The sequence below is a fragment of the Cupriavidus sp. BIC8F genome (assembly GCF_032465815.1).
GTDB classification, from domain to species: domain Bacteria; phylum Pseudomonadota; class Gammaproteobacteria; order Burkholderiales; family Burkholderiaceae; genus Cupriavidus; species Cupriavidus necator.
In genome coordinates, this window is record NZ_CP136095.1 from 57,659 (window position 1) to 80,450 (window position 22,792).

Genomic DNA, 22,792 nt, shown 5'->3' on the forward strand with positions numbered 1-22,792 from the left:
CACTTTCGCAAACCTCTCAGGGAACAGGACACCACCCATGCGCGACCCCAGCCGGGCGTTCCTCCTCGGTCCGCTGCTCAAAGGCGTCTCGCGGTCGTTCTATCTGACGCTGCGCGTGCTGCCTGTCCATATGCGCGATCCGGTCGGCCTGGCCTATCTGCTGGCGCGCGCCGCGGACACGATTGCCGATACCTCGCTGATCCCGCCACAACGCCGGCTGGCGCTGCTGTTGTCGTTGCGCGACCAGGTCAACGGTGCAACAGCGGACACAGCGCTGGCCGACAGCATCGCAGCGGAGGTGGCAGGCCGGCAGGAACAGTCGGATGAGCGCATCCTGCTCGAGTCACTTGGTCCTGCGCTGGCGGTGCTGGCGCAGCTGGAGCCGGACGACCAGCAAGCGGTACGGCAGATCGTATCGACCCTGAGCGAAGGCTTGGAATTCGACCTGCGGACGTTCCCCGATGAACACGCCGGCCGCATCGTCGCGCTTGGCGAACCGGAAGAGCTTGACCGTTACACGTACCTGGTCGCCGGATGCGTCGGCGAGTTCTGGACCAGCATGACTGCCGCCCATGTGCCCGGCGCGATCGGCGTGCCCGACACCATGCTGCGCCGCGGGGTCCGCTTCGGCAAGGCCTTGCAGATGACCAATGTCCTGCGCGACTGCGGCAAGGACTTGCGCATCGGGCGCTGCTATCTTCCGGCCACGATGCTGCACCAGCATGGCTTGAGCCCGCAGGACCTGCTGCTGCCGGACGCCTCGCTGCGCGCGCGGGCCTTGATGCGCGAGCTCGTGCGCAAGACGCTTGACCACTTTCACGAGGCGATGGCCTACACGCTTGCCATTCCCCCGCACTTTATCCGGCTGCGGCTGGCTTGCCTGTGGCCCGTCCTTATCGGCATGGAAACCCTGCTGCTCCTGGTGGGCAACGACGACTGGCTGGACCCGGCAAAGACATCCCGCCTGCAGCGCGGCAAGGTATATCGGATCATTGCATGTTCGCTGCCGATGGTCCTGTCGAACAGCCTGTTGCGCATCTGGTTTGCGCGCCAGATGCGCAACATCGATGCTGTCATTCGCTGATTCAATGGCCGGTGAATACCGTCAGCACCCCCGTATAGCCATAGAGGTGATCCCTTGCGATCTCGCCGCCGGCAAAGAATCCGGCCAGCGGCAGGTCGCCAAGCGCGCGGCGTACGGTTTGCAGCTCGGCATGCGGCGCGCCGAAATGCGGCCCGCCCCGGCCTGAGCAACTGATGTAGAGCGCGCCACGTGCGCGGCTGCCGCCGTGTTCGATCTCTGTGCGAATCTCGGTGGCGACGCGCACCAGGTCGGCGCGCGCCGCGTCAGCATTGCGCATGCAGAAAGCCAGCCGCATGCCGGGCTCGACCATGTCGGCCAGCGCCAGCATGCGATGCTGCACGTCCAGGCCGATCAGGTGGCGCACCAGCGTGTCCGAGCCAAACCTGCCGGGCAGGACCGGGGCATCGTCGGCGGCTGAATTCAAGCCGGCCAGCGTTCCGGATAGCGCCTCCGCCATGGTCTCCACCTGGGCGTCGCGCTCGACGCCCAGGTCATGCAGGATGCAATCCAGGGCCGGCTTGCCGTCCAGCTCGAACAGGAGGTTGTGATCGCTGCGCGTCACGGCGCGCACCGGCCCGATCGGCTGGCAGCCCTGCGTGACGCGGGAGACCAGTTCGATTTCGGGGCCGAACAGCACGCCCGACAACCCACCGGAAAAGACGCCATCGGCAATATGCAAGGTACGGTTGCGGGCCGACGACAAGCCGCCGAACAGGTAACCGGTGGCCGTGCGCGCGCTCAGCTCGTGCAACAGGTCCTGCACATCGGGCGTGCTGCCCTCGGCATGCACCAGCGCGGTATGGGGAACGAAGCCGGAAGACGCCGGCGGCAAGGGCTGGCGCCCCGAAAACAGCTGGAAGGCATCGCGCGGAAACGGCGCCGCCATCAGCACCATGGCCGGCTCGTCGAAATACTCCTTGCCGCTGGCGGATACGCCCAGCCCGACCGTGCCGACCCAGGACACGCCGGGCCAGTTCTGCTGCAGCGCGGCAAGGATGGCCTCGGCGGCCAGCGCGTAGTAGTCGCTCAGGTAGCACCAGCCGAGCGTGAGCGGCGGCGCGTTGTCTGCCTTCGCCTGGCGCAGGAAATCCTGCGTGTCCAGCTGGCGCTGGCAGTCTGCCAGCGCGACCTGCCACTCGACATGGGCCGCGTCAGCGTGAACGAAGGAAAGGTCATGCATGGTGGGTTCCTCCGTATTCAGGCTGGCGACATCCATTGGACCCTGGCCGGCAGGGGGTGTTCAGCCCCCGTTCTGGCGGCCGGTAGCCTGCCGCAGCCGCTCCTGCACAATCTCCTTCTGTAACGCCAGCGCCGCTCCTGTGAGCGAGGCCGCTATTCCGCCTTCGCCCCCGATTCCCGCGCCACCTTGCCCCACTTGTCGGTCTCGGCGCGGATAAACGCTGCAAGCTGCGTTGGCGTCATGTCGCCAGCGGTCACGCCCTGCTCGTCAAACCGCTTTTGCACCTCCGGCGCCTTCAGCAGCTTGCCCAGCTCCGCCGATACGCGCTGCTCGATCGCCGCGGGCGTGCCGCGCGGCGCCATCAGCGCGAACCACGTGGTGACTTCGTAGCCCCTGACGCCGCTCTCCGCCAGCGTCGGCACACCGGGATAGGCGGCGGAACGCTTCGCTGTGGTGACCGCCAGCGCCCGGACCTTGCCACTGCGCACGTGTTGCGACGCCGACGGGCTGGTCTCGATCGCCATCTGGATCTGGCCTGCGATCAGGTCAGTCATCATTGGCGCGCCGCCCTTATATGGCACATGCGCAATGTCGGTGCCCGTCAGCGCGCGGAACAGCTCGCCGGACAGGTGCTCGGTGCTGCCGATGCCGGCCGAGCCGTAGTTGACCTTGCCGGGATGCGCCTTGATATAGGCGATCAGGTCGGACACGGACTTCACCGGGATAGCAGGATTGACCACCAGAACATTGGGCGTCAGCGCCACCAGGCCCACCGGATCGAGGTCGCGCGTGAATTCGTAGGGCAGGCTCTTGTAGATGGCCGGCGCCATGGTGTGGGCGACGGTGGCCAGCAGGAAGGTGTAGCCGTCGGCCGGCGCGCGCGCCACGTTGGCCGCGCCAAGGGTGCCCCCGGCGCCGGGGCGATTGTCCACCACCACCGGCTGCTGCAGCGCCTCGCCCAGCTTCTGGCCGATGGTGCGGGCAAGGATGTCAGTGGTGCCGCCGCTGGCGAAGGGCACTACCAGGGTGATCGGCTTGGCCGGCCAGTTGTCCGCGGCGAACGCGGCGGGCGCGCCCAGCACAGCGGCACCGGCGAGGCCGGCCACCACGGCGCGGCGCATGCGCGAAACGGTTGTCATGCAGTCTCCTTTGCGGGAAGTCATGTTGTTATGGAATGGCGGCTGCGTAGCGTCGCTTCCGCCCGTTTCTGACCGGTGCGAATCTACGCAGCCGCTGGCAAGCGCGCCATCGGGTGGGCGTTAAGGGGTCTTCAGGATTCGTGAACTGCGGCAGGTTTTCCGCTACCATGCGGGCAAATTGCGGCAGCGGGGACGCGACATGGAACTGAGGCAACTGCGCTACTTCGTCAGCGTGATCGAGCATGGCAGCATGGGCAAGGCGGCGCTGGAGCTGGGCGTGGTCACGTCGGCGCTGAGCCAGCAGATCAGCCGGCTGGAGAGCGAGCTGTCGACGCGGCTGCTGCAGCGCACTTCCACCGGCGTGGTCGCCACCGACGCCGGGCTGGCCTTCTGGCGCCAGGCCCAGCTGGCGCTGCGCCATATCGACGATGCCGCGCTGGCCGCGCGGCAGGCGCGCCTGTCGGGCCATGTCAGCGTGGGCCTGCCGCCCAGCACCGCCGCGGTGCTGGCGCTGCCCTTCATGCAGGCCATGCGCGAGCGCTACCCCGACGTGCGGCTGCGCATGGTAGAGAGCCTGTCCGGCTACCTCGGCACGATGCTGAGCGCGCGCCAGATCGACCTGGCGGTGCTGTTCAGCGAGGAGCCGGCACAGCGCTGGAGCGTGCTGCCGCTGCTCGATGAGCGCCTGTTCGTGATCGGCGCCGAGGGGCTGGCCGGCATGCCGCGCGGCGAGCAGACCTCGGTGGCGGCACTGGGCAAGCTGCCGCTGATCCTGCCCAGCGGCTCGCATGGGCTGCGCGCGCTGGTCGCCGCCTGCTTTCGCCAGGCGAAGCGTGAGCCCCAGGTGGTGGCGGAGATCGACGGGCTGGCGATCCTGATGGACGCCGTGCGCGGTGGCCTGGGCGCCACCATCCAGCCGGGCGCGGCGCTGGCGCGCAGCCATGGCACGCCCTACCGCAGCATACTGGTCACCGACGCTGGCGCCACGCGGCCCAACCTGCTGGTCAGCCTGTCCGACGATGAACTGTCGCCGGCGGGCCTGGCCGCGCGCGTGGTGCTGGCCGACGTCGCCACCACGCTGGTGCGCGAGGGGCGCTGGCCCGGCGCCACATTGCGCCCGCGCTGAGCCGGCTGTGCCCCGGCCGGGCTTCACGAAAGCTGAAGCCCCCTTGCCGCGCCCCTGCTGGCGCCCGCCCGCCTTGCCCGCCAAGATGGCGCCAGCAAGGAGACAATCCCCATGGTCGACGTATTGGTAATTGGCGGCGGCAACGCGGCCCTGTGCGCGGCGCTGATGGCGCGCGAAGCCGGGGCCTCGGTGCTGCTGCTCGAATCCGCGCCGCGCGCCTGGCGCGGCGGCAACTCCCAGCACACGCGCAACCTGCGCTGCATGCACGACGCGCCGCAAGACGTGCTGGTCGATGCCTATCCCGAGGAAGAGTACTGGCAGGACCTGCTCAAGGTCACCGGCGGCATCACCGACGAACACCTGGCGCGGCTGGTGATCCGCGCGTCATCGACCTGCCGGCCGTGGATGCGCAGGCATGGCGTGCGCTTTCAGCCGCCCCTGTCGGGTGCGATGCACGTGGCGCGCACCAACGCCTTCTTCATGGGCGGCGGCAAGGCGCTGGTCAACGCGTACTACCGCAGCGCCGAAGCGATGGGCGTGCAGGTCCGCTATGAAACCCCGGTGGATGCGATCGAGCTGGACGGCGACCGCTTCGTCGCCGCGCGCAGCGGCAGCCAGCGCTTCACCGCGCGCACCTGCGTGCTGGCCGCGGGCGGCTTCGAATCCAACCGCGAATGGCTGCGCGCAGCCTGGGGCCAGAACGAACGTGGCGAATGGCCCGCCGACAACTTCCTGATCCGCGGCACGCGCTTCAACCAGGGCGTGCTGCTGCGGCACATGATCGATGCCGGCGCCGATGCCATCGGCGACCCGTCGCAATCGCACTGTGTCGCCATCGACGCGCGCGCGCCGCTGTACGACGGCGGCATCTGCACGCGCATCGATTGCGTGTCGCTGGGCGTCGTGGTCAATCGCGACGCCGTGCGCTTCTATGACGAGGGTGAGGACTTCTGGCCCAAGCGCTACGCCATCTGGGGCCGGCTGGTGGCGCAGCAGCCCGGGCAGACCGGCTATTCGATCATCGACAGCAAGGCCATCGGCCGCTTCATGCCGCCGGTGTTTCCCGGCGAGAAGGCCGACACGCTGCCTGAGCTCGCGCGCAAGCTGGGGCTGCCGGAAGCGGCGTTCGTGCAGACCGTGCAGGACTACAACGCCGCCTGCCGCGTCGGCACCTTCGACCACACCGCGCTGGACGACTGCCACACCGAAGGCCTGGCACCGGCCAAGACGCATTGGGCCAGGCCGCTCGACCAGGCGCCGTTCTACGGCTACGCGCTGCGCCCGGGCATCACCTTCACTTACCTGGGGCTCAAGGTCAACGACCGCGCCCAGGTGCACTTTGGCGGCAAGCCAAGCGGGAATCTGTTCGTGGCAGGAGAAATGATGGCCGGCAACGTGCTGGGCAAGGGATACACCGCCGGTGTCGGCATGTCGATCGGCACGGCCTTCGGGCGCATCGCGGGCACGCAGGCTGCATTGGCGGCAGGCATCAACACGGGAGCTGTCCATGCAGAAGCTTGAGGCCCTGGCGCGCGAGGCCGCGCAGCTGGCCGGGCAGGACGCTGCCGCCCCGGCGTCGCAATCCCGCGTCATCCGCGTGCTGCCGCTGACCAACAACGAGGCCGAAGTCGCCCGGCAGATGCAGATCTGCAATGCCTGCCGCTACTGCGAAGGCTTCTGCGCGGTATTCCCGGCCATGACCCGCCGGCTGGAGTTCGGCAAGGCCGACGTCAACTACCTGGCCAACCTGTGCCACAACTGCGGCGCCTGCTACCACGCCTGCCAGTACGCGCCGCCGCACGACTTCGGCGTCAATGTGCCGCAGGCCATGGCAAAGGTGCGGCTGGAAACCTATAGCGAATATGCGTGGCCCGCGCCGCTGGGCAAGCTGTACCAGCGCAACGGGCTCACGGTATCGGTGGCGCTGGCCTTCGGGCTGGCGTTGTTCCTGGTGCTGGCCGCCACGCTGGGCGGTGCGCTGTGGCAGACGCATGCGGGCGGCAATTTCTATGCGGTATTCCCGCACAACACGCTGGCGGCATTGTTCGGCGGGGTGTTCGGCTTTGCCGTGCTCGCGCTTGGACTGGGCGTGCGCCGCTTCTGGCGCGAGGTTTCGGCCGGCACAGCGTCGGCACCCGCCGTGGCCGAGGCCGCCCGGAACGTGCTGGCACTCACCTACCTCGATGGCGGCCACGGCGACGGCTGCAACGAGGCCAGCGACCGCTTCACGCTGGCACGGCGGCGCTTCCATCATTTCACGTTCTACGGCTTCATGCTGTGCTTTGCGTCGACAGTGGTGGCGACCGGCTACCACTATCTGCTGGGCTGGCATGCGCCCTACCCGGTCACGAGCCTGCCGGTGCTGCTGGGCACCGCCGGCGGCGCGGGCCTGCTGGTGGGCCCGGCCGGCTTGCTGTGGCTGAACCTGCGCCGACACCCGATGCATGGGGATGCCCGGCAGCGGCCGATGGACCGCGGCTTTATCGCGCTGCTGCTGCTGACCAGCGCCACCGGGCTGGGGTTGCTGGCCGGGCGCGGCACGGCGGCGATGCCGCTGCTGCTGGCGGTCCACCTTGGCGTGGTGATGGCGTTGTTTGCGACGCTGCCGTATGGCAAGTTCGCACACGGCATCTATCGCAGTGCGGCGCTGCTCAAGGCCGCGATCGAGAAGCGGCAGAAGAACAAGCTGCAGCTTGGCAGCGACTGAGTGGCAGACATGCCCGCACGAGCCGTCCCCGCCCACGCATAAACAAAAAGCCGGCCCCCGACAGGGACCGGCTTTTCTTTGGCGCAGCCGGGATGTGAATCAATCCACCGTAGCGCCCGAAGCCTTCACCACCTTCGCCCACTTGGCCGTTTCCGACTTCATGAACGCGGCCAGCTGGGCCGGCTTTTCCGGATTGGGTTCGGCGCCCTGGTCGGCCATCTGCTTCTTCACTTCCGGCATGGCGAGGATCTTCACCACTTCGGCGTTCAGGCGGTCGACGATGGGCTGCGGCGTGCCGCCGGTGGCGTACAGCGCGAACCACGAGGTGGCTTCATAGCCCGGCACGCCCGACTCGGCCACGGTCGGCACATTGGGCAGCGCCGGCGAGCGCTTGGCCGAAGTCACGGCGATGGCGCGCAGCTTGCCGGCCTTCACGTGCGGATACGACGACGGCATGTTGTCGAACATCAGGCCGATCTGGTTGCCCAGCAGGTCGTTCACGGCCGGGGCGCTGCCCTTGTACGGGATGTGCTGGATATGCAGGCCGGTCATCGAATTGAACAGCTCGCCCGACAGGTGCATCGACGAGCCGCTGCCCGACGAACCGTACGACAGCTTGTCCGGGTTGGCCTTGACGTAGGTGATCAGTTCCTTGACGTTGTTGACCGGCACCTTGGGATTCACCACCACCAGGTTCGGCACCATTGCCACGCGCGTGATCGGCGCGAAGTCCTTGACCGGGTCATACGGCAGCTTGGAGTACAGCGACTGGTTGATCGCGTGCGTGCCGATGGTGCCCATGAACAGCGTGTAGCCGTCACCCGGAGCCTTGGCCGCCAGCGAGGCGCCGATGTTGCCGCCCGCGCCCGGACGGTTGTCGATCACCACCGGCTGGCCGAGCGCCTTGCCCAGCTGCAGGCCGACGATGCGCGCCAGGATGTCGGTGGTGCCGCCGGCCGAGAACGGCACGATCAGGGTGATCGGCTTGGTCGGGTAGCCGCCCTGCGCATGGGCCGCACCGGCAAAGCCGGCGATGGTGGTGGCCAGCGCCACGCCAGCGGCAAGCAGGCGGCGGCGCGTAGTGGAGGTCTGGGAATCTTGTCTCATCGGTAATGCTCCGGTGCTATATCGTTCCGGCGGTGATTGGGTACCGCGGGAGGTTGTGCTGAATGGCTTGATTGCCGTTCCCGAACGGATGGCGCACACATGCGCGCATCCGGTGGGCGGCCCGGCCACGGGCCGCCATGCGTGACGCTTGGCTAACGTCTCTTCTTGTTGAATGTTTGAATGCGGGTGCCTGGGACGCGCGGTCTTTACACCGGCGCCACGCCCAGCGTGGTGCCGCCGCACACATACAGCACCTGGCCGGTGACGAAGCCATTGTCGGGCGACAGGAAGAACAGCGCGGCACGCGCAACATCTTCCGGCGTGCCCATGCGCTTGACGGTGATGCTGGCCAGGATGCGCCTGGTCTGTTCGGCACCTTCGGGGTTGCTCTTGCGGAACAGTTCGGTGGCGATCGGACCCGGGGCCACGGCGTTGACGGTGACGCCGTCGCCGCCCAGTTCCATCGCCAGCGTGCGGGTCATGCCGATCAGGCCGGCCTTGGTGGCGGAGTACACCACGCGCTCGGCCTTGCCCAGCGCGGCGCGCGAGGCCATGTTGACGATGCGGCCAAAACCGGCGGCACGCATCGCGGGCAGGCACGCCTGCGTCAGCAGCAGCGTGGCCTGCAGGTGCAGGCCGGTCACGTAGTCCAGGTCGGCAACGGTGGCGGTGTCGGCGGTGCCGGGGCGCGTGGCGCCGGCGTTGTTCACCAGGCGCGTGACGGCGAAGCGCGAGGTCACCTGCGCGGCCACGGCGCGGGTCGCCTCGGCATCGGTCAGGTCGGCCTGGAAGAAGGTCATGTTCGGGTGCGACCAGGCCGGTTCGGCATAGTCGACATTGACCACCTGGGTCACGCCATCGGCCAGCAGCATTTCACAGATGGCGCGGCCGATACCGGAACTGCCGCCGGTCACGAGCGTGGCTACGGGAAGGGACATCTCTTGCTCACTCCAGGAACTACCGCTAACTCGCTCCCTCTCCCGCTTGCGGGAGAGGGAGTACACCCTCAGCTTTCCAACAGGCTTGACTTAGACCCGCTCGATCACCATCGCAATACCCTGGCCCACGCCAATGCACATCGTGCACAGCGCGAAGCGGCCGCCGGTGCGGTGCAACTGGTACATCGCGGTGGTGACCAGGCGCGCGCCGCTCATGCCCAGCGGGTGGCCCAGCGCGATCGCGCCGCCGTTCGGGTTGACGCGCTTGTCGTCGTCGGCCACGCCCAGTTCACGCAGCACGGCCAGGCCTTGCGCGGCGAACGCTTCGTTCAGCTCGATCACGTCGATCTGGTCCATGGTCATGCCCAGCTGCTTGAGCAGCTTCTGCGACGCCGGTGCCGGGCCGATGCCCATCACGCGCGGCGCCACGCCGGCGGTGGCCATGCCGACGATGCGGGCGCGCGGGGTCAGGCCGTGCTGCTTGAGGCCGGCTTCGCTGGCCAGCAGCAGCGCGCAGGCGCCATCGTTCACGCCCGAGGCATTGCCGGCGGTCACGGTGCCGTCAGGACGGACCACGCCGCGCAGCTTGGCCAGCGCTTCCATGCTGGTGGCGCGCGGGTGCTCGTCGCGCTCGACCACGATCGGGTCACCCTTCTTCTGGGCGATGGTGACCGCGGTGATTTCCTGGGCCAGCGTGCCGTCGGCCTGTGCGCGCGATGCCTTTTCCTGGCTGCGCAGGGCCATCAGGTCCTGGTCTTCGCGGCTGATCTTGTAGTCGGTGGCGACGTTCTCGGCGGTCTCGGGCATCGAGTCCACGCCGTAGGCCGCGCGCATGGCCGGGTTGATAAAGCGCCAGCCGATGGTGGTGTCGAAGATCTGCGCATCGCGCGAGAACGCGCTGGTGGCCTTGCCCATCACGAACGGGGCGCGGCTCATGCTTTCCACGCCGCCGGCGATCATCAGGTTGGCTTCGCCCGCCTTGATGGCGCGCGCGGCGATGCCGGTGGCGTCCATGCCGGAACCGCACAGGCGGTTGACGGTCGCACCCGGCACCTCTTGCGGCAGGCCCGCCAGCAGCGCCGACATGCGTGCCACGTTGCGGTTGTCTTCGCCGGCCTGGTTGGCGTTGCCGTAGATCACGTCATCAATCGCCTTCCAGTCCAGGTTCGGATTACGGGCCATCAGTGCCTTCAGCGGCACCGCGCCGAGGTCGTCCGGGCGCACCGCGGACAGGCTGCCGCCGTAGCGGCCGATGGGGGTGCGGATGGCGTCGCAGATAAAGGCTTCGGTCATGGTGTGTCTCTCTCGTTTTGGTGTGTGGTGATGCCGGCGCTCAGGCGGCCAGCTTCAGGGGAACGCCGGTAATGCGCTGCAGTTCATCGAAGCTCAGCCCTTCGACCAGGTCGCGCGCGACCAGCCCGTCGGCGGTCACGTCGATGGTCGCAAGGTCAGTGTAGATGCGGGTCACGCAGCCGATGCCGGTCAGCGGATAGGTGCACTGCGGCACGATCTTGCTCTCGCCCTGCTTGGTCTGGTGCTCCATCATCACAAACACCTGCTTGGCGCCAATGGCCAGGTCCATCGCGCCGCCCACGGCGGGGATGGCGCCGGGCGCGCCGGTGTGCCAGTTGGCTAGGTCGCCCTTCTCGGAGACCTGGAACGCACCCAGCACGCAGAAGTCCAGGTGGCCGCCGCGCATCATCGCGAACGAGTCCGCGTGGTGGAAGTAGGAGCCACCCGCCTTGATCGTCACCGGCTGCTTGCCGGCGTTGATCAGGTCGCCGTCTTCTTCGCCCGGGGCGGGCGCGGGGCCCATGCCCAGCAGGCCGTTCTCGCTGTGCAGCAGGATTTCCTTGTCGGCGGGCAGGTGGTTGCCAACCAGCGTCGGCAGTCCGATGCCGAGGTTGACCACGGCACCCTCGGGAATGTCTTTGGCCACACGGGCGGCCATCTGATCGCGGGTCAGGCGTTGCATCTCAGTTCTCCTATTGCCTGTCGCGCTCAGGCGACCTTGACGACGCGCTTGACGAACAGGCCCGGCGTCACGATGTGTTCGGGATCCATCTCGCCCAGCTCGACCACTCGGCTGACCTGCACGATGGCGCATTTGGCGGCCATCGCCATGATCGGGCCGAAGTTGCGCGCGGTCTTGCGGTAGGTAAGGTTGCCCCAGCGGTCGGCGGTGTCGGCCTTGATCAGCGCGAAGTCGGCGTGGATCGGGGTTTCGAACACATAGCCCTGGCCGTCGATAATGCGCGTTTCCTTGCCTTCGGCCAGCGGCGTGCCGTACGCGGTGCGCGTGAAGAAGCCGCCGATGCCGGCACCGGCGGCGCGGATGCGCTCGGCCAGGTTGCCCTGCGGCACCAGTTCCAGCTCGATTTCGCCCGCGTGGTAGAGAGAATCGAATACGTAGGAATCCGCCTGGCGCGGGAACGAGCACACGATCTTGCGCACGCGCTTGGTCTTGAGCAGCGCGGCCAGCCCGGTGTCGCCGTTGCCGGCGTTGTTGTTGACGATGGTGAGGTCTCGCGCGCCCTGCTCGATCAGCGCGTCAATCAGTTCCGCGGGCATGCCTGCGAGGCCGAAGCCGCCAATCAGGATGGTGGCGCCGTCGTGGATGCCGGCGACCGCCGCTTCCACCGAGTCGTATAGCTTGTTGATCACTTGCGTTCCAGGTCGGAAGATCCGCCAGGCCACCGGAGCGGGCCGCAAGGCGCGGCGCATGAAGGACTGTCTCCGATAGTCCTGCCGGAAAGGATGTTCGTCTCGGCCCCGCGGCTTTTGCGCCGCGTTTGCCGCCCGTTGAACGGTCCAGCAGCCTGCGTAGTGTTGTGGCGGCTGTACCAGCCGCTTGCTCGAGTCTAGCGCAATGTTCGCTAATCGAACTTGAATTCGCAGAATGAACAGGTTACACCTGCGCGTCGGCGACGGTCAAGCCGACCGGGCGGTCGGCCAACCAGATTGTGCGATAAGCGCGCGCGGGTGACGGGCAGGCCCCGTGTGTAGGACGGGGCCGACATCACAATCGGCTCGCACTCGATATGGCCCAGGGGCCGCGCGGGCTATTGTGGAATCAGGCAAGGCAAGACCCGCACAGCAGCCACCGGACCACCCGGCTGCGCAGGGCAGCCCTGGCAACAAACAAGAACGAGGAGCCCGATCATGGCCACCGTCCACGTCCCGTTTTCATCCACGCCCCATGCAGTGGCGCTTGCGCGCATCCTGCATGTCACGCAGCAGGCTTGGGGACTGAAACCCCGCAAGGATCGACTGCAATCCCCCGCGCCCGCCCCGGCAGGCGCCGACTTGCCATCCCGCCCGCCCCCGCTGTCACGCCGTGCGCGCCTGGCCCGGGCAGCCGCCCGCGCGTTTGAAGCGCAAGTCATGGCGATTCGTTGCCGCCAGGTATTTGTCGCCTGACGGGGAAGTCACGCCGCACTACGCGGGTGCCGCCACACCCGTCAACAGTACCCGGCTGCCGCCAACCCCGGGGCGCACCTCCAAACGCACGTCGATGCGCTCACGCAGTTCGGTGACGTGCGAAATGATCCCGACCAGCCGCCCTGCCTGCTGCAGGTCCAGCAGCGTACGGATGGCGAAGTCCAGGCTCTCGGGATCGAGCGTGCCAAAGCCTTCGTCGACAAACAGCGTATCGAGCTGGATGCCGCCTGCGCGCGACTGCACCACGTCGGCCAGCCCCAGCGCCAGCGACAACGACGCGAGAAAGCCCTCGCCACCTGACAGCGTATTGGCCGGCCGCACCGCGCCGGTATCGTGGTCGAATACTTCGATATCCAGTCCGCCCGCACTGCGCTGGTCGGCCTGCTCGCGCACGCGCTGCAGCACATAGCGGCCACGGCTCATCGCCAGCAAGCGCGCCGACGCGGCTTCCAGCACCTCATCGAGCAGCGTGGCCAGCACGAAGCGCTGGAAGGTCATGCGGCGCGGGTTGTTGCCGTTGGCGACTTCGGCCAGCCGGCCCAGCACCGCGTAGCGTGCCTCGATGTCGCGCCCCTGCGCATCGAGCTGCTGCAGGCGCAGCTGGCATTGCAGCAGCGTGTCGCGCGAACGGCCGCGCTCGGCCTGTTGCCGGACCAGGGCTTCCACCGCGGCTGCCGACGCATCCAGCGCTGCGCGCAGGCCGTCCAGGTCCGGCGCGTCCAGCATTAGCGCGGCGGCCTCGGCGCGTTCGCGCCGGTCGGCGGCTGTGGCCAGTTGGGTATCGAACGCGCGCAGCGTCGCGTCGAGCGCCTGCATGGCATCGTCGCCAAGACAGGCGGCGGCGTGGGCCGGCTCATCGGCAAAGCCTTGTTGCGCGAGCGCCTGCGCAAGCGCGGCTTCGGCATCGGCCAGGCGGTTGGCCGCCTGCGCCTGCGCCTGCTGTGCCGAAACCAGTCCGGCCTGTGCCCCTGCTGCGTCCGCCGCAGCCTGGCGCTCGGCCGCCTGCGCAGCGGCCAGCGCCTGTTCCAGCGCGGCGAGCATGGCCTGCGCCTGGCGCAGGGCCTCGCCCAGCGCCACGGGGTCGCGTGAATCCTCAGGGACCTGCGCGCTGGCGGCCTGCCATTCGCCACGGCAGTGGGCCAGCGCCTGGGCAGCGGCCTCGGCGGCGGCGGCGGCATCGCGGCTGGCGGCGTCCGCCGCGGCGAGCGCCGTGCGGCAACTAGCGATGGCGGCTTCACGTTGCGCAAGGCTTGCCGCCGCTAGCCGGCCTTCAGCCAATGCCGCTTCCAGCGCCGTGATCTCCGCCTTCAGTTTGCGGGCGGATTCGTCGCCGACCTCGCCCAGCGCCTGCGCCAGTTCGTCCAGCCGCTCGCGCGCCTGGGCAATGGCGGCTTGTGCCGCCTGATGCTGGCCGGCGCTGCGCACCGCATGGGATTCGGCCTCGAGCGCGGCGTGGCGGGCCTGCTCCAGCGCCTGGTCCGACAGCGGCGCCGCCACATGCTGCGCCGGTGCCGGGTGGGCGGTGCTGCCGCAGACCGGGCAGGCATCTCCCGCTGCCAGGATTGCAGCCAGCCGCGCGGCCTGTCCGGCGCGCCAGGCGGCTTCCGCTTCGGCCAGCGCGGCGCGGCACTGCTCGCGCTGGCGCAGGGCGTGCTGTTCGGCAGCGGCGGCAGTGGCCGCCTGTGCGTTCGCGGCATCCAGCGCCCGGGCAGCTTGCTGATGACGGTCAAGCTGCCGCGCGCGTTCCTGCAATGCGGCCAGCTGCAACGCCGTGGCCTGTGCCTGCGCCGCGGCAAGCTGGCCTTGCGCCAGCGCGGACTCCGCGGCAACGGCATCGGCTTGCCGCGTGGCAAGCTGTGCGGCGGCGCGTTCGCGCGCGGTGGCGGCTGCCACCTGCCTGGCTTCGGCCGCCTGCAGCGCGGCCAGCTGCGCACCCAGCTGCTGCGCGCGCGGCAGCATGTCTGCCAGCTGCGAAGCCTGCCGCCGCGCGGACTGGCGCGCTTCAGCGCGTGCCGTTTCGGCCTGCAATGCGGCAGCCGCCTGCGTGGCCTGTTGCGCGGCGCGCGCAGCCTGCTCGCCGGCCTGCGTCAAGGCAACAGCGCTGGCGGCCTGGTCGCGCTGGGCGGCCTGCCATGCCTGCAATGCCGGCCTGACACGCGGCGCGCTGGGCGGCGTGCAGGCGCGCGCGCTCATCCTCCATGGCTGGCTGGCGCGCCAGCAGCGCCGCGTGCGCGGCCTGCGCCTGCTGGCGTTCCTGCAACCGCGCCGCCACCTGCTCGCCGGCACCCAACGCCGCCTGCGCTGCGGCCAGCGTGACGCGCGCGCCCTGTTCCTGCCCTTGCAGCGCCAGCAACTCGGCCTGCAATGCCTCGACCCCCTCTGCCAGCGCCTGTGCCGATTCCACGCCAACTTGGCGCAGCGCTTCGTCGCGCTGGATGGCGATGCGCTCGGCATCACGGCGGATGCCGGCGGCCTCGGCCTTCAGCAGCTCTTCCACGCGCCGGTACAGCTCAGTGCGGAACAGGCGCTCCAGAATGGCCTGACGCGCCTGCGAACTGGCTGTCAGCAACTCACGGAAACGCCCCTGCGGCAGCACGATCACCTGGCGGAACTGCGCACTGTCGAAGCCCAGCAAGTCGCGCACGGCATCGCTGACCCTGGCGGGCTGGCTGGCCTTGCTGACCCAGTCGTTGCCGTCATGCAGGTCCAGCTGCGCCTTGGCCGGCTCCGTCACCCAGCCCTCGCCGCGCTGCTTGGGCCGCTCCTGCACGGGCGAGCGCACCACGCGCCAGCGCTGCGCGCCCAGACTGAACTCCAGCGTCACCTCGGTGCGCAGCGCGGGCGCGGCGTTGGCGCTGCGCATGGCCTGCGCACTGCGCTCGCCGCCGGAGGTATCGCCGTACAGGGCAAAGCAAATCGCGTCGAGCAGCGTGGTCTTGCCCGCGCCGGTGGGGCCGTGGATCAGCACGAAGGCCTGCTCGCCCAGCCGAGTGAAATCAACCTGCTCGGTGGCGGCAAAGGGGCCGAAGGCCTGCAGCGTCAATTGCAGCGGTCTCATGCCGACTCCCTGTCCGCGGCGGCGATCCCGGTCAGCACCTGGTCAAGCACCGCACGCTGGTCCGGTTCCAGCTCGGCATCCGCCACTTCGCGGAAGAAGCTGGCAAAGAGCTCGCCGGTTCCCAGCTGCCGCAGCTTGCGCCCGGCCTCCGAAGCCGTGCCGGTGCGGGCCAGCACCGTGCGTTCGATCGCGAGCGCGTTGGGATAGACCTGCCGCAGCCTGGCCATCGGGTCCAGCAGCGCGCCCGTATCCGTGAGCCGCGCATGGATATAGTCATCGCGTTGCGGATCATCGGTACCCGCCGCCAGCACCGCGGCCAATTCGCCTTCCACCACGCGCACGTCGCGCAGCGCCTGCAGCGCCACTGGCGTGATGGCGACGGCACCGTCCGCGCCCAGTTCGATGCGCGACACTGACTTGTCGTGCGCGCACTCGGACAGCGAATACTTCAGCAGCGAGCCCGCATAGTGGATACGCCCGCCGCCCAGCGTCTGGGGCCGGTGCAGGTGGCCCAGCGCCACCAGGTCGAAGCCGGCGAACAGGTCCGCGGCCACTGCGCCGCTGCCGCCCACCGACAGCGGCCGTTCCGATTCGCTTGCCGCGCCGCCCACCACGAAGGCGTGGCCCACCACTACGGCACGCACACCTGGCGGATGCACCGCGCGGATGGCATCGAGCTGTGCTCGCAGCGCGGCTTCATGCGATGGCAGGTCGGTGCCCATGGCATCGCGCACCACGGCAGGCTCCGCATACGGCAACGCGTAGAAGCGCACCTCGCCGTGGGCGTCGTGCAACGTCACGCAGGCAGCCTCGGCCAGCGTGCGGCCGGCCACGTGCAGGCCCTGGGCCCGCATCAGCCGCGCGCCGAATTCCAGCCGCTGCGCGCTGTCATGGTTGCCGGCGATCATCACCACCGGCACACCGGTGTCGATGACGATGCGGCCCAGCACGTCGTCAAGCAGGGCCACCGCCTCGGGCGGCGGCACGGCGCGGTCGTAGACGTCGCCGGCGATCAGCACGGCGTCGGGGCGTTCGGTGCGGACCAGTTCGACAAACTGGTCGAGGATATGGGCCTGGTCTTCCAGCAGGCTGCGCGCATGGAAGAGCCGGCCGAGATGCCAGTCGGCGGTGTGAAGGAAACGCAATCCGGGATCCGGTAGAAGAAAGGGCGAAACCCGCATCATAATGCGTCGCGACCTGACCACCCGTTCAGCAACGGTTCAGGCGGGCGCGCGCATCATGCATGCAGTCGCCCCCAGATTGAAGCTAACGGAGAACGCTCATGAAACGCATTTTGACCGCCACTGCCCTGACGCTAGCCCTGGGCCTGGCCGCCACCGGCGCCAGCGCCCAGTACACCGGCCCGTCGGCCATCCCGGCGATGACCGTCAAGGCGCTGCAGGCGGAAGGCAAGGACGACCAGCATGCCATGCTGCGCGGCAAGATCGTCAGCAACGTCGGCCACGAGCACTACCTGTTCTCGGACGGCACCGGCCAGATGAAGGTGAAGATCAAGGCCAAGCTCTGGCCGGCACAGAAACCGGTGGATGCGCAGACCACGGTGGAACTGCTCGGCGAATACGACAAGGGGCTGATTGGCGAATCGCACTTCGACGTGAAGGAGATCCGCCTGCAGTGAGGCGGATGCGCGCGCTCAGACCGGCTCGGCCTCGCTGTCGGCGATCTGGTACTTGCGCATCTTTTCCCATAACACCTTGCGGCTGATGCCCAGGCTTGCCGCCGTGTCCTGCCGCCGCCAGCCATTGGCATCGAGCGCGGCCAGGATGCGGCGGCGTTCTTCCGTATCGGCACGCAGGTCGTTGCGCTCGCCGCCATCGAACGCACCCGGATGCAGCGAGCGGAACAGCGGCCGGATGCGCTCTTCGTCCCAATGCCCGGTCTGCTGCACGGTGATGCCCACGCGCTCGGCCAGGTTGCGCAGCTCGCGCACATTGCCGGTGAAATAGGCGGTGCCGACCGCGCCCTTGAGCCAGTCCGGCATCGGCGGCAGCGCGTCGAAGCCGGATTGCCCCAGCATATGGCGCAGGAACGACTGCAGCAGCGCCACCTTGTCGGCCGGGCCACGCTCTTCCAGGCTGGGGATGCGCATCTCGATCACTGCCAGGCGGAAGAACAGGTCGGCGCGGAAGCGCCCCTGCCGCACCGCATCGCGCAGGTCCTTGTTGGTTGCCGCCACCAGCCGGAAATCCAGCTTGACCGCCAGGGTCGAGCCCAGCCGCGTGATCACGTTCTCTTCCAGCACGCGCAGCAGCTTGACCTGCTGGAACAGCGGCAGGTCACCGATTTCATCGAGAAACAGCGTGCCGCCGTTGGCCTGCTCGAAATAGCCACGGTGCGCGAATGAGGCGCCGGTGAACGCGCCCTTGGCATGGCCGAAGAACTGTGACTCGAACAAGCCGTCAGGGATCGCGCCGCAGTTGACCGCGACGAACGGCCCCTTTCCATAGGTGCCGTTGCGCTCATGAAACAGGCGCGCGATGCGTTCCTTGCCCGCACCGGTTTCGCCATACAGCATCACGTTGCTGCCGAAGTCGGCAAAGGTTTCCACATGCTGCAGCAGCTGGCGCATCGCCGGCGAACCGGCCACCAGGTCGGCCTCGCGCTCGCCGGGCGCGTCCGTGGCCAGCAGTTGCGGCAGCAGCTTGCCGATCTGGCTGCGCAGGTCGGCGCCGGTGAAGTCATCGGCAAGGATATGCGCGTACTCCGGCGGAAAGCGTCCGGGATCGGCCTCGCGGCCCGGGCCGGCCACCCAGATCACCGGCATGCCGTGCGCGGCCTCCCAGTCCAGCGAGAAGCGCGCCGCGCCGATCACGGACACGCTGATCACCGCGATGCAGGGCTTCAGGCGCGGCTCGGCGGGCAAGGCTTCGAGCGCGCCGGCGCGGATCACGTCCACGCCCAGCGGCGCCAGGAAACGCGTGACGCGGTCGGCAATCTCGTACTTGCCTTCCCACACGTAGACTTCAAGGTTTTCGTAGGCCCAGCGGTCTGTCTTCATTCGATTTCTGCCATCAGGCGGTTTGGCGCGATCATGGCTCAGTACACCAGTTCGGCATTGTTGCAGTCGATGCTGTGGACCCAGAGGTCGGCGGTGCCTAGCTGGATGCCGAGGCTGGCGAGCAGCGGCGGGATCAGTGCGTCTAGCGCTGCCCCGACCGGCGCGAGTAGCGGGCCGAGATCAATGGGCACGCTAAGGATGCCCAGCAGCTTGGTCCGCACCTTCAGGGCCAGCGCTTGCGAGAACAACCCGCCGAACGGATCGGCGGTACCAACTTGCACATGCCCGCCCGGTGCCAGCGTGACCTCCTGGCCAACCGTGCTGCCATAGCGTGGCACGTCCGTGGCAATCACCTCCGCAATGTCGAACAGCCCCAGCTTAGCCTGGCCGAGCACCACGTCGCTACCCGTGCAGCCGTCGGTGAGGCACGCCGTGACGAGACCGCTCTTGACGTGCATCGTGGCACGGCGGTCCCCAGGATTCGCCGCGCATTGCAGCTTGGTCAGGTCGGAGTTGGCATTGGCCACATCGAGATAGAGCGGCACGTTCAAGTTGGCGTCCAGTACCGGTTTCAGGATATTGGCGGTGATCTGGAGCATCAGGGTCAGTTTTACCTGGGACGAGCTTGCGGTCGTCTGCCAGCTGTCCGGGGTGCTGGAGAGCTGTCGCGCCGGACCCGCCGCCGTCACCGGCGGCTCGATTACGCGCAGGTTGGCGCTGATGCCTCCCAGGCCAAGCGGGAGCTTGGGTATGTTCAGCGGCAGGGCAACTGCCGTATCCCCTCGCGCCACCTGCGCGGAGGCGAGCAGCAACTGCGCCACGTTCAGGCCCACCTCCACCGCCGACGATGCCGCAGGCGCCATCACACCAAGATCAAGCAGCCTGGCCAGTGACACCGTAGCCGCCGCCCCGCTGGCCCCAAGCGCGGTTGGCGGGCTGCCCACCATCGTCGTCAGCAGCGCGTCGCGGCCAGCGGCGCCAAGCACCAGTGCGTAGAAATCACGCAGGTTCAGTGAAGTGTTCAACAGCTGGTCCACCGTGCCGACACCCGCTTTGAGCCGCAACTGGTCCAGCGTCACGGTGGTATTGACCAGTCCCTGCCAGTCCACCAACGACAAGGTCACCGTATTGCCCAGCAACACACTCAGCATGCTGTTGGCGGTGGAGACGTCCAGCAACCCAGTACCCAGCGAAAACGCCGCCACCGGCGGACTGCCACTGGCAATCGATTCCGCAAACAGCTGCCGGCCGCCACCCCCATTGATCACGAACAGGATCGGCACAGTCTGCGTGGCCTGAACGCGCACGGCATTGGGCGACACCTGGGCCGGATTGTAGGCGGCGCTGAAATGCCTGGGTCCGCTGCTCGCCGGATCCCACACGCCAAGACAGGCAGTCATGGCATCCGCGCCGCCACCGGTGGCATCGCCGCAACCCATTGCAATGCCCGACGGATACCCGTTCTTCGCACCGATATTTCTGACCGTACCCAGCACAGCGGCGTTGAGATTCGCCGGACTATCCGCCCGCTTGAGCTGCTGCGCCGCCGACATCGCCGCCAGGTCCACCATGTTCTGCAGCTGCCGCTGGCGCATGAACACATGCCCCACGTCGATCGACACCAGCGCAGCGATCGCCACGGTGGCGATCAGCAGCGCCGCCATCACACTGATGGCGCCGCGCGCGGATCGAGGTGCCCGGCGCAGCCGCGGCTGGCGCACGCTCATTTGCCGCCCAGCATCTGGCCAGCGGAGCCGGCGCGCGCGGTGCTGGCGTTGGCCTGCCCCGTGTAGAACTCCGGCAGCGCGAAGCGGAAGCTGTTCAGGTAGCGCTCATAGCCCAGTGCCGCCTGCTCGCCGCGCATCGGCAGCATGGGGCCGGCCTGCGTGCCTTCGCGCTGGATGGCAAGGATGGCGCGCGTGTCGGCGCCGATCTCGCGTTGCGCCGGGCTGCCTGCCGGCATGCCGGTGACGGCAGCTGCCTCGGTCGTGGCACGGTCGGTCTGCGCCTGCGCGGCGGGCGCCAGCATCAGCAGGCAGAGCGCGGGGATGGCAATGCGGAACATGGCGGTCATGGGGTAGCCCCTGCGGTTGCGGCCACGGCCGCCACCGAGGTGGCCGGTGCGGTCATGGCGGGTTTCGATGGCGCCCGCACTGCCGGCGCAGGACGGGCCGCGGCGCGGTCGCGCGCCGCGGTGGCGCGGGCGATGCGGTCGGCTTCCTTGCGGATGGCGCTGCGCGTGGCTTCGGGCAGTGCGGCCTTCTGCATCATGGCGTTGGCCTGCGCGCGCTTGCCGTCGGCCATCAGCCACACCACGGCGTTGCTGATCACACGCGGATTGCGCGCGTCCAGTTCGAGCGCCTGCATCACCGGCACGCGCGCGTCCTGGAGCGCGCCGGCACGCATCAGCGCGTAGCCCAGGTCGCCGGAGATGCGCGGATTGACGGGGTCGAGCGCGGCGGCCTGGCGCAGCTCGGTGACGGCACGCGCAAAGTCATCCTGGCGCCCCGCCAGCAGGCCGAGCCCGTGGTGCGCATGCGCGGCCTGCTCGCCTTGCGACGTCGCTGCAAGTTGCTGGTAAGCATCGGTGGCAGCCTTGTCCTGCCCGGTCTCGCGCAGCGCATCGGCGCGCATCGCCTGGATCTCCGGGCCGGCGCCGAAGCGCTTCACGTAGACCTCGATATGCGCCAGCGAGGCGAAGTAAAGTCCGTCCTGTTGCATCTTGCGGATCAGGCCCAGGTAGACCGCCTGCTCGCTGTATTCGGCGCGCGCGGTCTTGTCGCGCAGCTTGGCCAGTTCCACCTGGGCCTCGGCCTGCTCATGCATGGCCGCGGCCCCGTTCTGATTGGCGGCGCAGCCGGATAACGCCGCCAGCAGCAGGCACGCCGCCGTTTTCGAGATCCGGCCCAGTGCCGGACTGACTGAGCGCGTCATCACTTCCCTCCCATATGTGCCAGCATGCGGATCACCCCGAGAAAGCCGGGGCCCGCGGTCAGGATCAGCAGCACCGGCAGCAGGCTGACCACCATCACCGCGGTCATCTTGACCGTGAGCCGGCCGATCTCGTCCTTCATGCGCGATTTGCGCGCCTCCTGCATGCGCAGGCCGAACTGGCGCAGCGGCTCCTGCACCGCGCCGCCGTGCTTGTCCACCTGTGTCAGCAGTGTGATCAGGCTCTTCAGGTCTTCACTGTCGAACAGACGGCCGATGCGCAAGAGCGTCTGTTCGCGCGAGCGGCCCGAGGCAAACTGCTGGTTGGCGCGTGCCAGCTCCGGCCCCAGCACGCGCAGCATGCTGCCGAACTCGGCCACGATCACCTGCAGGCTCTGGTCGATCGACAGGCCCACGCCCTGCAGCAGGCGCAGCATGTCGATCAGCACCGGCAGCTCGTCATCGACCATGCGCAGGCGGGCCGCGGCACGGCGGCGCAGGTGCCACTTGGGGGCCAGGTAGGTCAGCGCAAACGTGCCGAAGCCCCACGCGACGATGGCGAAGGCACCCGCGCCCACGTGCCAGAGCATGGCAGCCAGCGCCAGCGCCAGCGGCAAACCCAGCCGCAGCACGCCGAACAGCATGCGCGACTGCGGCCCGTACCATCCGCATTGCTCCAGCAACTGCTGGTCTTCCGGGGTCACCACCGCGCGCCCAAGGCGCGAATCCAGCCAGTGGGCGTTGATGCGCTCGCCCACGCGCGCGCCCAGTTGTGCCCCGATCGCCTTAGCCGCCCCGCCCCTGCCCTGCGGCGCGGCGGCACCGGCCTTTGGCGCAGCCTGGGCGCCAGGCGCAGCGGGGGCTGCGGCCTGGGCGGCGTGCGCGGCCTGGGCAGCTTCTGCCGCGCGCTGCCGGGCCAGCGCGCCGTCGATGGTGCGCGCCGCCAGCCGGCGCTGGCGCCAGTCGCGCAACAGCGGCAGCGTCAGTACGCCCACGCCGCAGGCTGCGACCAGCAGGCTGAGCGAAATCAGTGTCAGGCGGTCCATGTTGGCTCCTGTCTGC

At 68.7% G+C, this 22,792-nt stretch carries 19 protein-coding genes and 1 pseudogene; 6 read left to right on the forward strand and 14 right to left on the reverse strand.

Features of this window, described 5'->3' with window-relative positions; translation table 11 throughout:
- The first annotated feature begins 37 nt into the window (after positions 1 to 37).
- Entirely contained in the window at positions 38 to 1,084 is a 1,047-nt protein-coding gene (locus tag RS901_RS20470) for a phytoene/squalene synthase family protein (protein ID WP_316155236.1), read from the forward strand.
- Between the two features lies 1 nt (position 1,085).
- Here the strand turns inward: RS901_RS20470 and RS901_RS20475 are convergent, their stop codons facing one another.
- Positions 1,086 to 2,264 (reverse strand): FIST signal transduction protein, encoded by a 1,179-nt coding sequence (locus RS901_RS20475; protein ID WP_316155237.1) that lies wholly within the window; start codon positions 2,262 to 2,264, stop codon positions 1,086 to 1,088.
- Positions 2,265 to 2,416: 152 nt separating this feature from the next.
- A complete protein-coding gene (locus tag RS901_RS20480) occupies positions 2,417 to 3,403 on the reverse strand; it encodes a tripartite tricarboxylate transporter substrate binding protein (protein ID WP_018312851.1) in 987 nt (328 codons plus the stop codon).
- 199 nt (positions 3,404 to 3,602) lie between these two features.
- Here RS901_RS20480 and RS901_RS20485 point away from each other — a divergent pair, with 199 nt between their 5' ends.
- From RS901_RS20485 to tcuB, 3 genes are all read left to right on the forward strand, one after another.
- Positions 3,603 to 4,529, forward strand: a complete 927-nt coding sequence (locus tag RS901_RS20485; RefSeq protein ID WP_011616412.1) for a LysR family transcriptional regulator — start codon at positions 3,603 to 3,605, stop codon at positions 4,527 to 4,529.
- Positions 4,530 to 4,640: 111 nt separating this feature from the next.
- The gene (tcuA, locus tag RS901_RS20490; protein WP_316155242.1) at positions 4,641 to 6,050 is read left to right on the forward strand and encodes an FAD-dependent tricarballylate dehydrogenase TcuA; all 1,410 of its coding nucleotides are present in this window, start codon (positions 4,641 to 4,643) and stop codon (positions 6,048 to 6,050) included.
- Entirely contained in the window at positions 6,037 to 7,236 is a 1,200-nt protein-coding gene (gene tcuB, locus RS901_RS20495; RefSeq protein ID WP_316155244.1) for a tricarballylate utilization 4Fe-4S protein TcuB, read from the forward strand. The genes tcuA and tcuB overlap by 14 nt, the downstream gene beginning before the upstream one ends.
- 99 nt (positions 7,237 to 7,335) lie before the next feature.
- Here tcuB and RS901_RS20500 read toward each other — a convergent pair whose 3' ends face one another.
- The 5 genes from RS901_RS20500 to RS901_RS20520 form a co-directional block, all read right to left on the reverse strand.
- On the reverse strand, positions 7,336 to 8,343 hold the full coding sequence (locus tag RS901_RS20500; protein WP_013951900.1) for a Bug family tripartite tricarboxylate transporter substrate binding protein: 1,008 nt from the start codon (positions 8,341 to 8,343) through the stop codon (positions 7,336 to 7,338).
- 206 nt (positions 8,344 to 8,549) lie between these two features.
- A complete protein-coding gene (locus RS901_RS20505) occupies positions 8,550 to 9,281 on the reverse strand; it encodes an SDR family NAD(P)-dependent oxidoreductase (RefSeq protein WP_316155248.1) in 732 nt (243 codons plus the stop codon).
- A 90-nt stretch (positions 9,282 to 9,371) separates the two neighbouring features.
- Positions 9,372 to 10,574 (reverse strand): 3-oxoadipyl-CoA thiolase, encoded by a 1,203-nt coding sequence (pcaF, locus tag RS901_RS20510; protein WP_316155249.1) that lies wholly within the window; start codon positions 10,572 to 10,574, stop codon positions 9,372 to 9,374.
- A gap of 40 nt (positions 10,575 to 10,614) precedes the next feature.
- Entirely contained in the window at positions 10,615 to 11,256 is a 642-nt protein-coding gene (locus tag RS901_RS20515) for a 3-oxoacid CoA-transferase subunit B (RefSeq protein WP_316155251.1), read from the reverse strand.
- Positions 11,257 to 11,282: 26 nt separating this feature from the next.
- Positions 11,283 to 11,945, reverse strand: a complete 663-nt coding sequence (locus tag RS901_RS20520) for a 3-oxoacid CoA-transferase subunit A (RefSeq protein ID WP_042880704.1) — start codon at positions 11,943 to 11,945, stop codon at positions 11,283 to 11,285.
- Positions 11,946 to 12,443: 498 nt separating this feature from the next.
- Here RS901_RS20520 and RS901_RS20525 point away from each other — a divergent pair, with 498 nt between their 5' ends.
- On the forward strand, positions 12,444 to 12,701 hold the full coding sequence (locus RS901_RS20525; protein WP_316155254.1) for a hypothetical protein: 258 nt from the start codon (positions 12,444 to 12,446) through the stop codon (positions 12,699 to 12,701).
- 18 nt (positions 12,702 to 12,719) lie between these two features.
- On the opposite strand, the pseudogene RS901_RS20530 reads toward RS901_RS20525, so the two are convergent.
- Positions 12,720 to 15,780 (reverse strand): annotated as a pseudogene (locus RS901_RS20530) (AAA family ATPase).
- On the reverse strand, positions 15,777 to 16,925 hold the full coding sequence (locus RS901_RS20535; RefSeq protein WP_316155256.1) for an exonuclease SbcCD subunit D: 1,149 nt from the start codon (positions 16,923 to 16,925) through the stop codon (positions 15,777 to 15,779). Before RS901_RS20535 ends, RS901_RS20530 begins: the two are co-directional and overlap by 4 nt.
- A 137-nt stretch (positions 16,926 to 17,062) precedes the next feature.
- On the opposite strand from RS901_RS20535, the gene RS901_RS20540 reads away from it, so the two are divergent.
- Positions 17,063 to 17,419: a NirD/YgiW/YdeI family stress tolerance protein gene (locus tag RS901_RS20540; RefSeq protein WP_316155258.1), complete on the forward strand. Its 357-nt coding sequence runs from the start codon at positions 17,063 to 17,065 to the stop codon at positions 17,417 to 17,419.
- A 15-nt stretch (positions 17,420 to 17,434) separates the two neighbouring features.
- On the opposite strand, the gene RS901_RS20545 is transcribed toward RS901_RS20540, so the two are convergent.
- Genes RS901_RS20545 through RS901_RS20565 form a run of 5 tightly spaced genes read right to left on the reverse strand, consistent with a single transcriptional unit; the run spans position 17,435 to position 22,776 of the window.
- On the reverse strand, positions 17,435 to 18,799 hold the full coding sequence (locus RS901_RS20545) for a sigma-54 dependent transcriptional regulator (protein WP_316155260.1): 1,365 nt from the start codon (positions 18,797 to 18,799) through the stop codon (positions 17,435 to 17,437).
- Between the two features lie 38 nt (positions 18,800 to 18,837).
- The gene (locus RS901_RS20550) at positions 18,838 to 20,526 is read right to left on the reverse strand and encodes a TadG family pilus assembly protein (RefSeq protein WP_316155262.1); all 1,689 of its coding nucleotides are present in this window, start codon (positions 20,524 to 20,526) and stop codon (positions 18,838 to 18,840) included.
- Positions 20,523 to 20,873, reverse strand: coding sequence for a DUF3613 domain-containing protein (locus RS901_RS20555; protein WP_316155263.1), 351 nt, complete (start codon positions 20,871 to 20,873; stop codon positions 20,523 to 20,525). The genes RS901_RS20550 and RS901_RS20555 overlap by 4 nt, the downstream gene beginning before the upstream one ends.
- Positions 20,870 to 21,733 carry a tetratricopeptide repeat protein gene (locus RS901_RS20560; RefSeq protein ID WP_316155266.1) on the reverse strand — a complete coding sequence of 288 codons (864 nt, stop codon included), beginning with the start codon at positions 21,731 to 21,733 and terminating at the stop codon, positions 20,870 to 20,872. Before RS901_RS20560 ends, RS901_RS20555 begins: the two co-directional genes overlap by 4 nt.
- Positions 21,733 to 22,776, reverse strand: a complete 1,044-nt coding sequence (locus RS901_RS20565; RefSeq protein ID WP_316155268.1) for a type II secretion system F family protein — start codon at positions 22,774 to 22,776, stop codon at positions 21,733 to 21,735. The genes RS901_RS20560 and RS901_RS20565 overlap by 1 nt, the downstream gene beginning before the upstream one ends.
- Positions 22,777 to 22,792 lie beyond the last annotated feature (16 nt).

Bases quoted from the DNA above. Each gene is read 5' to 3' on its own strand.
- RS901_RS20470 (WP_316155236.1), top strand. From the start codon at position 38: ATGCGCGACCCCAGCCGGGCGTTCCTCCTCGGTCCGCTGCTCAAAGGC.
- RS901_RS20475 (WP_316155237.1), bottom strand. From the start codon at position 2,264: ATGCATGACCTTTCCTTCGTTCACGCTGACGCGGCCCATGTCGAGTGG.
- RS901_RS20480 (WP_018312851.1), bottom strand. From the start codon at position 3,403: ATGACAACCGTTTCGCGCATGCGCCGCGCCGTGGTGGCCGGCCTCGCC.
- RS901_RS20485 (WP_011616412.1), top strand. From the start codon at position 3,603: ATGGAACTGAGGCAACTGCGCTACTTCGTCAGCGTGATCGAGCATGGC.
- tcuA (WP_316155242.1), top strand. From the start codon at position 4,641: ATGGTCGACGTATTGGTAATTGGCGGCGGCAACGCGGCCCTGTGCGCG.
- tcuB (WP_316155244.1), top strand. From the start codon at position 6,037: ATGCAGAAGCTTGAGGCCCTGGCGCGCGAGGCCGCGCAGCTGGCCGGG.
- RS901_RS20500 (WP_013951900.1), bottom strand. From the start codon at position 8,343: ATGAGACAAGATTCCCAGACCTCCACTACGCGCCGCCGCCTGCTTGCC.
- RS901_RS20505 (WP_316155248.1), bottom strand. From the start codon at position 9,281: ATGTCCCTTCCCGTAGCCACGCTCGTGACCGGCGGCAGTTCCGGTATC.
- pcaF (WP_316155249.1), bottom strand. From the start codon at position 10,574: ATGACCGAAGCCTTTATCTGCGACGCCATCCGCACCCCCATCGGCCGC.
- RS901_RS20515 (WP_316155251.1), bottom strand. From the start codon at position 11,256: ATGCAACGCCTGACCCGCGATCAGATGGCCGCCCGTGTGGCCAAAGAC.
- RS901_RS20525 (WP_316155254.1), top strand. From the start codon at position 12,444: ATGGCCACCGTCCACGTCCCGTTTTCATCCACGCCCCATGCAGTGGCG.
- RS901_RS20540 (WP_316155258.1), top strand. From the start codon at position 17,063: ATGAAACGCATTTTGACCGCCACTGCCCTGACGCTAGCCCTGGGCCTG.
- RS901_RS20545 (WP_316155260.1), bottom strand. From the start codon at position 18,799: ATGAAGACAGACCGCTGGGCCTACGAAAACCTTGAAGTCTACGTGTGG.
- RS901_RS20550 (WP_316155262.1), bottom strand. From the start codon at position 20,526: ATGAGCGTGCGCCAGCCGCGGCTGCGCCGGGCACCTCGATCCGCGCGC.
- RS901_RS20555 (WP_316155263.1), bottom strand. From the start codon at position 20,873: ATGACCGCCATGTTCCGCATTGCCATCCCCGCGCTCTGCCTGCTGATG.
- RS901_RS20560 (WP_316155266.1), bottom strand. From the start codon at position 21,733: ATGACGCGCTCAGTCAGTCCGGCACTGGGCCGGATCTCGAAAACGGCG.
- RS901_RS20565 (WP_316155268.1), bottom strand. From the start codon at position 22,776: ATGGACCGCCTGACACTGATTTCGCTCAGCCTGCTGGTCGCAGCCTGC.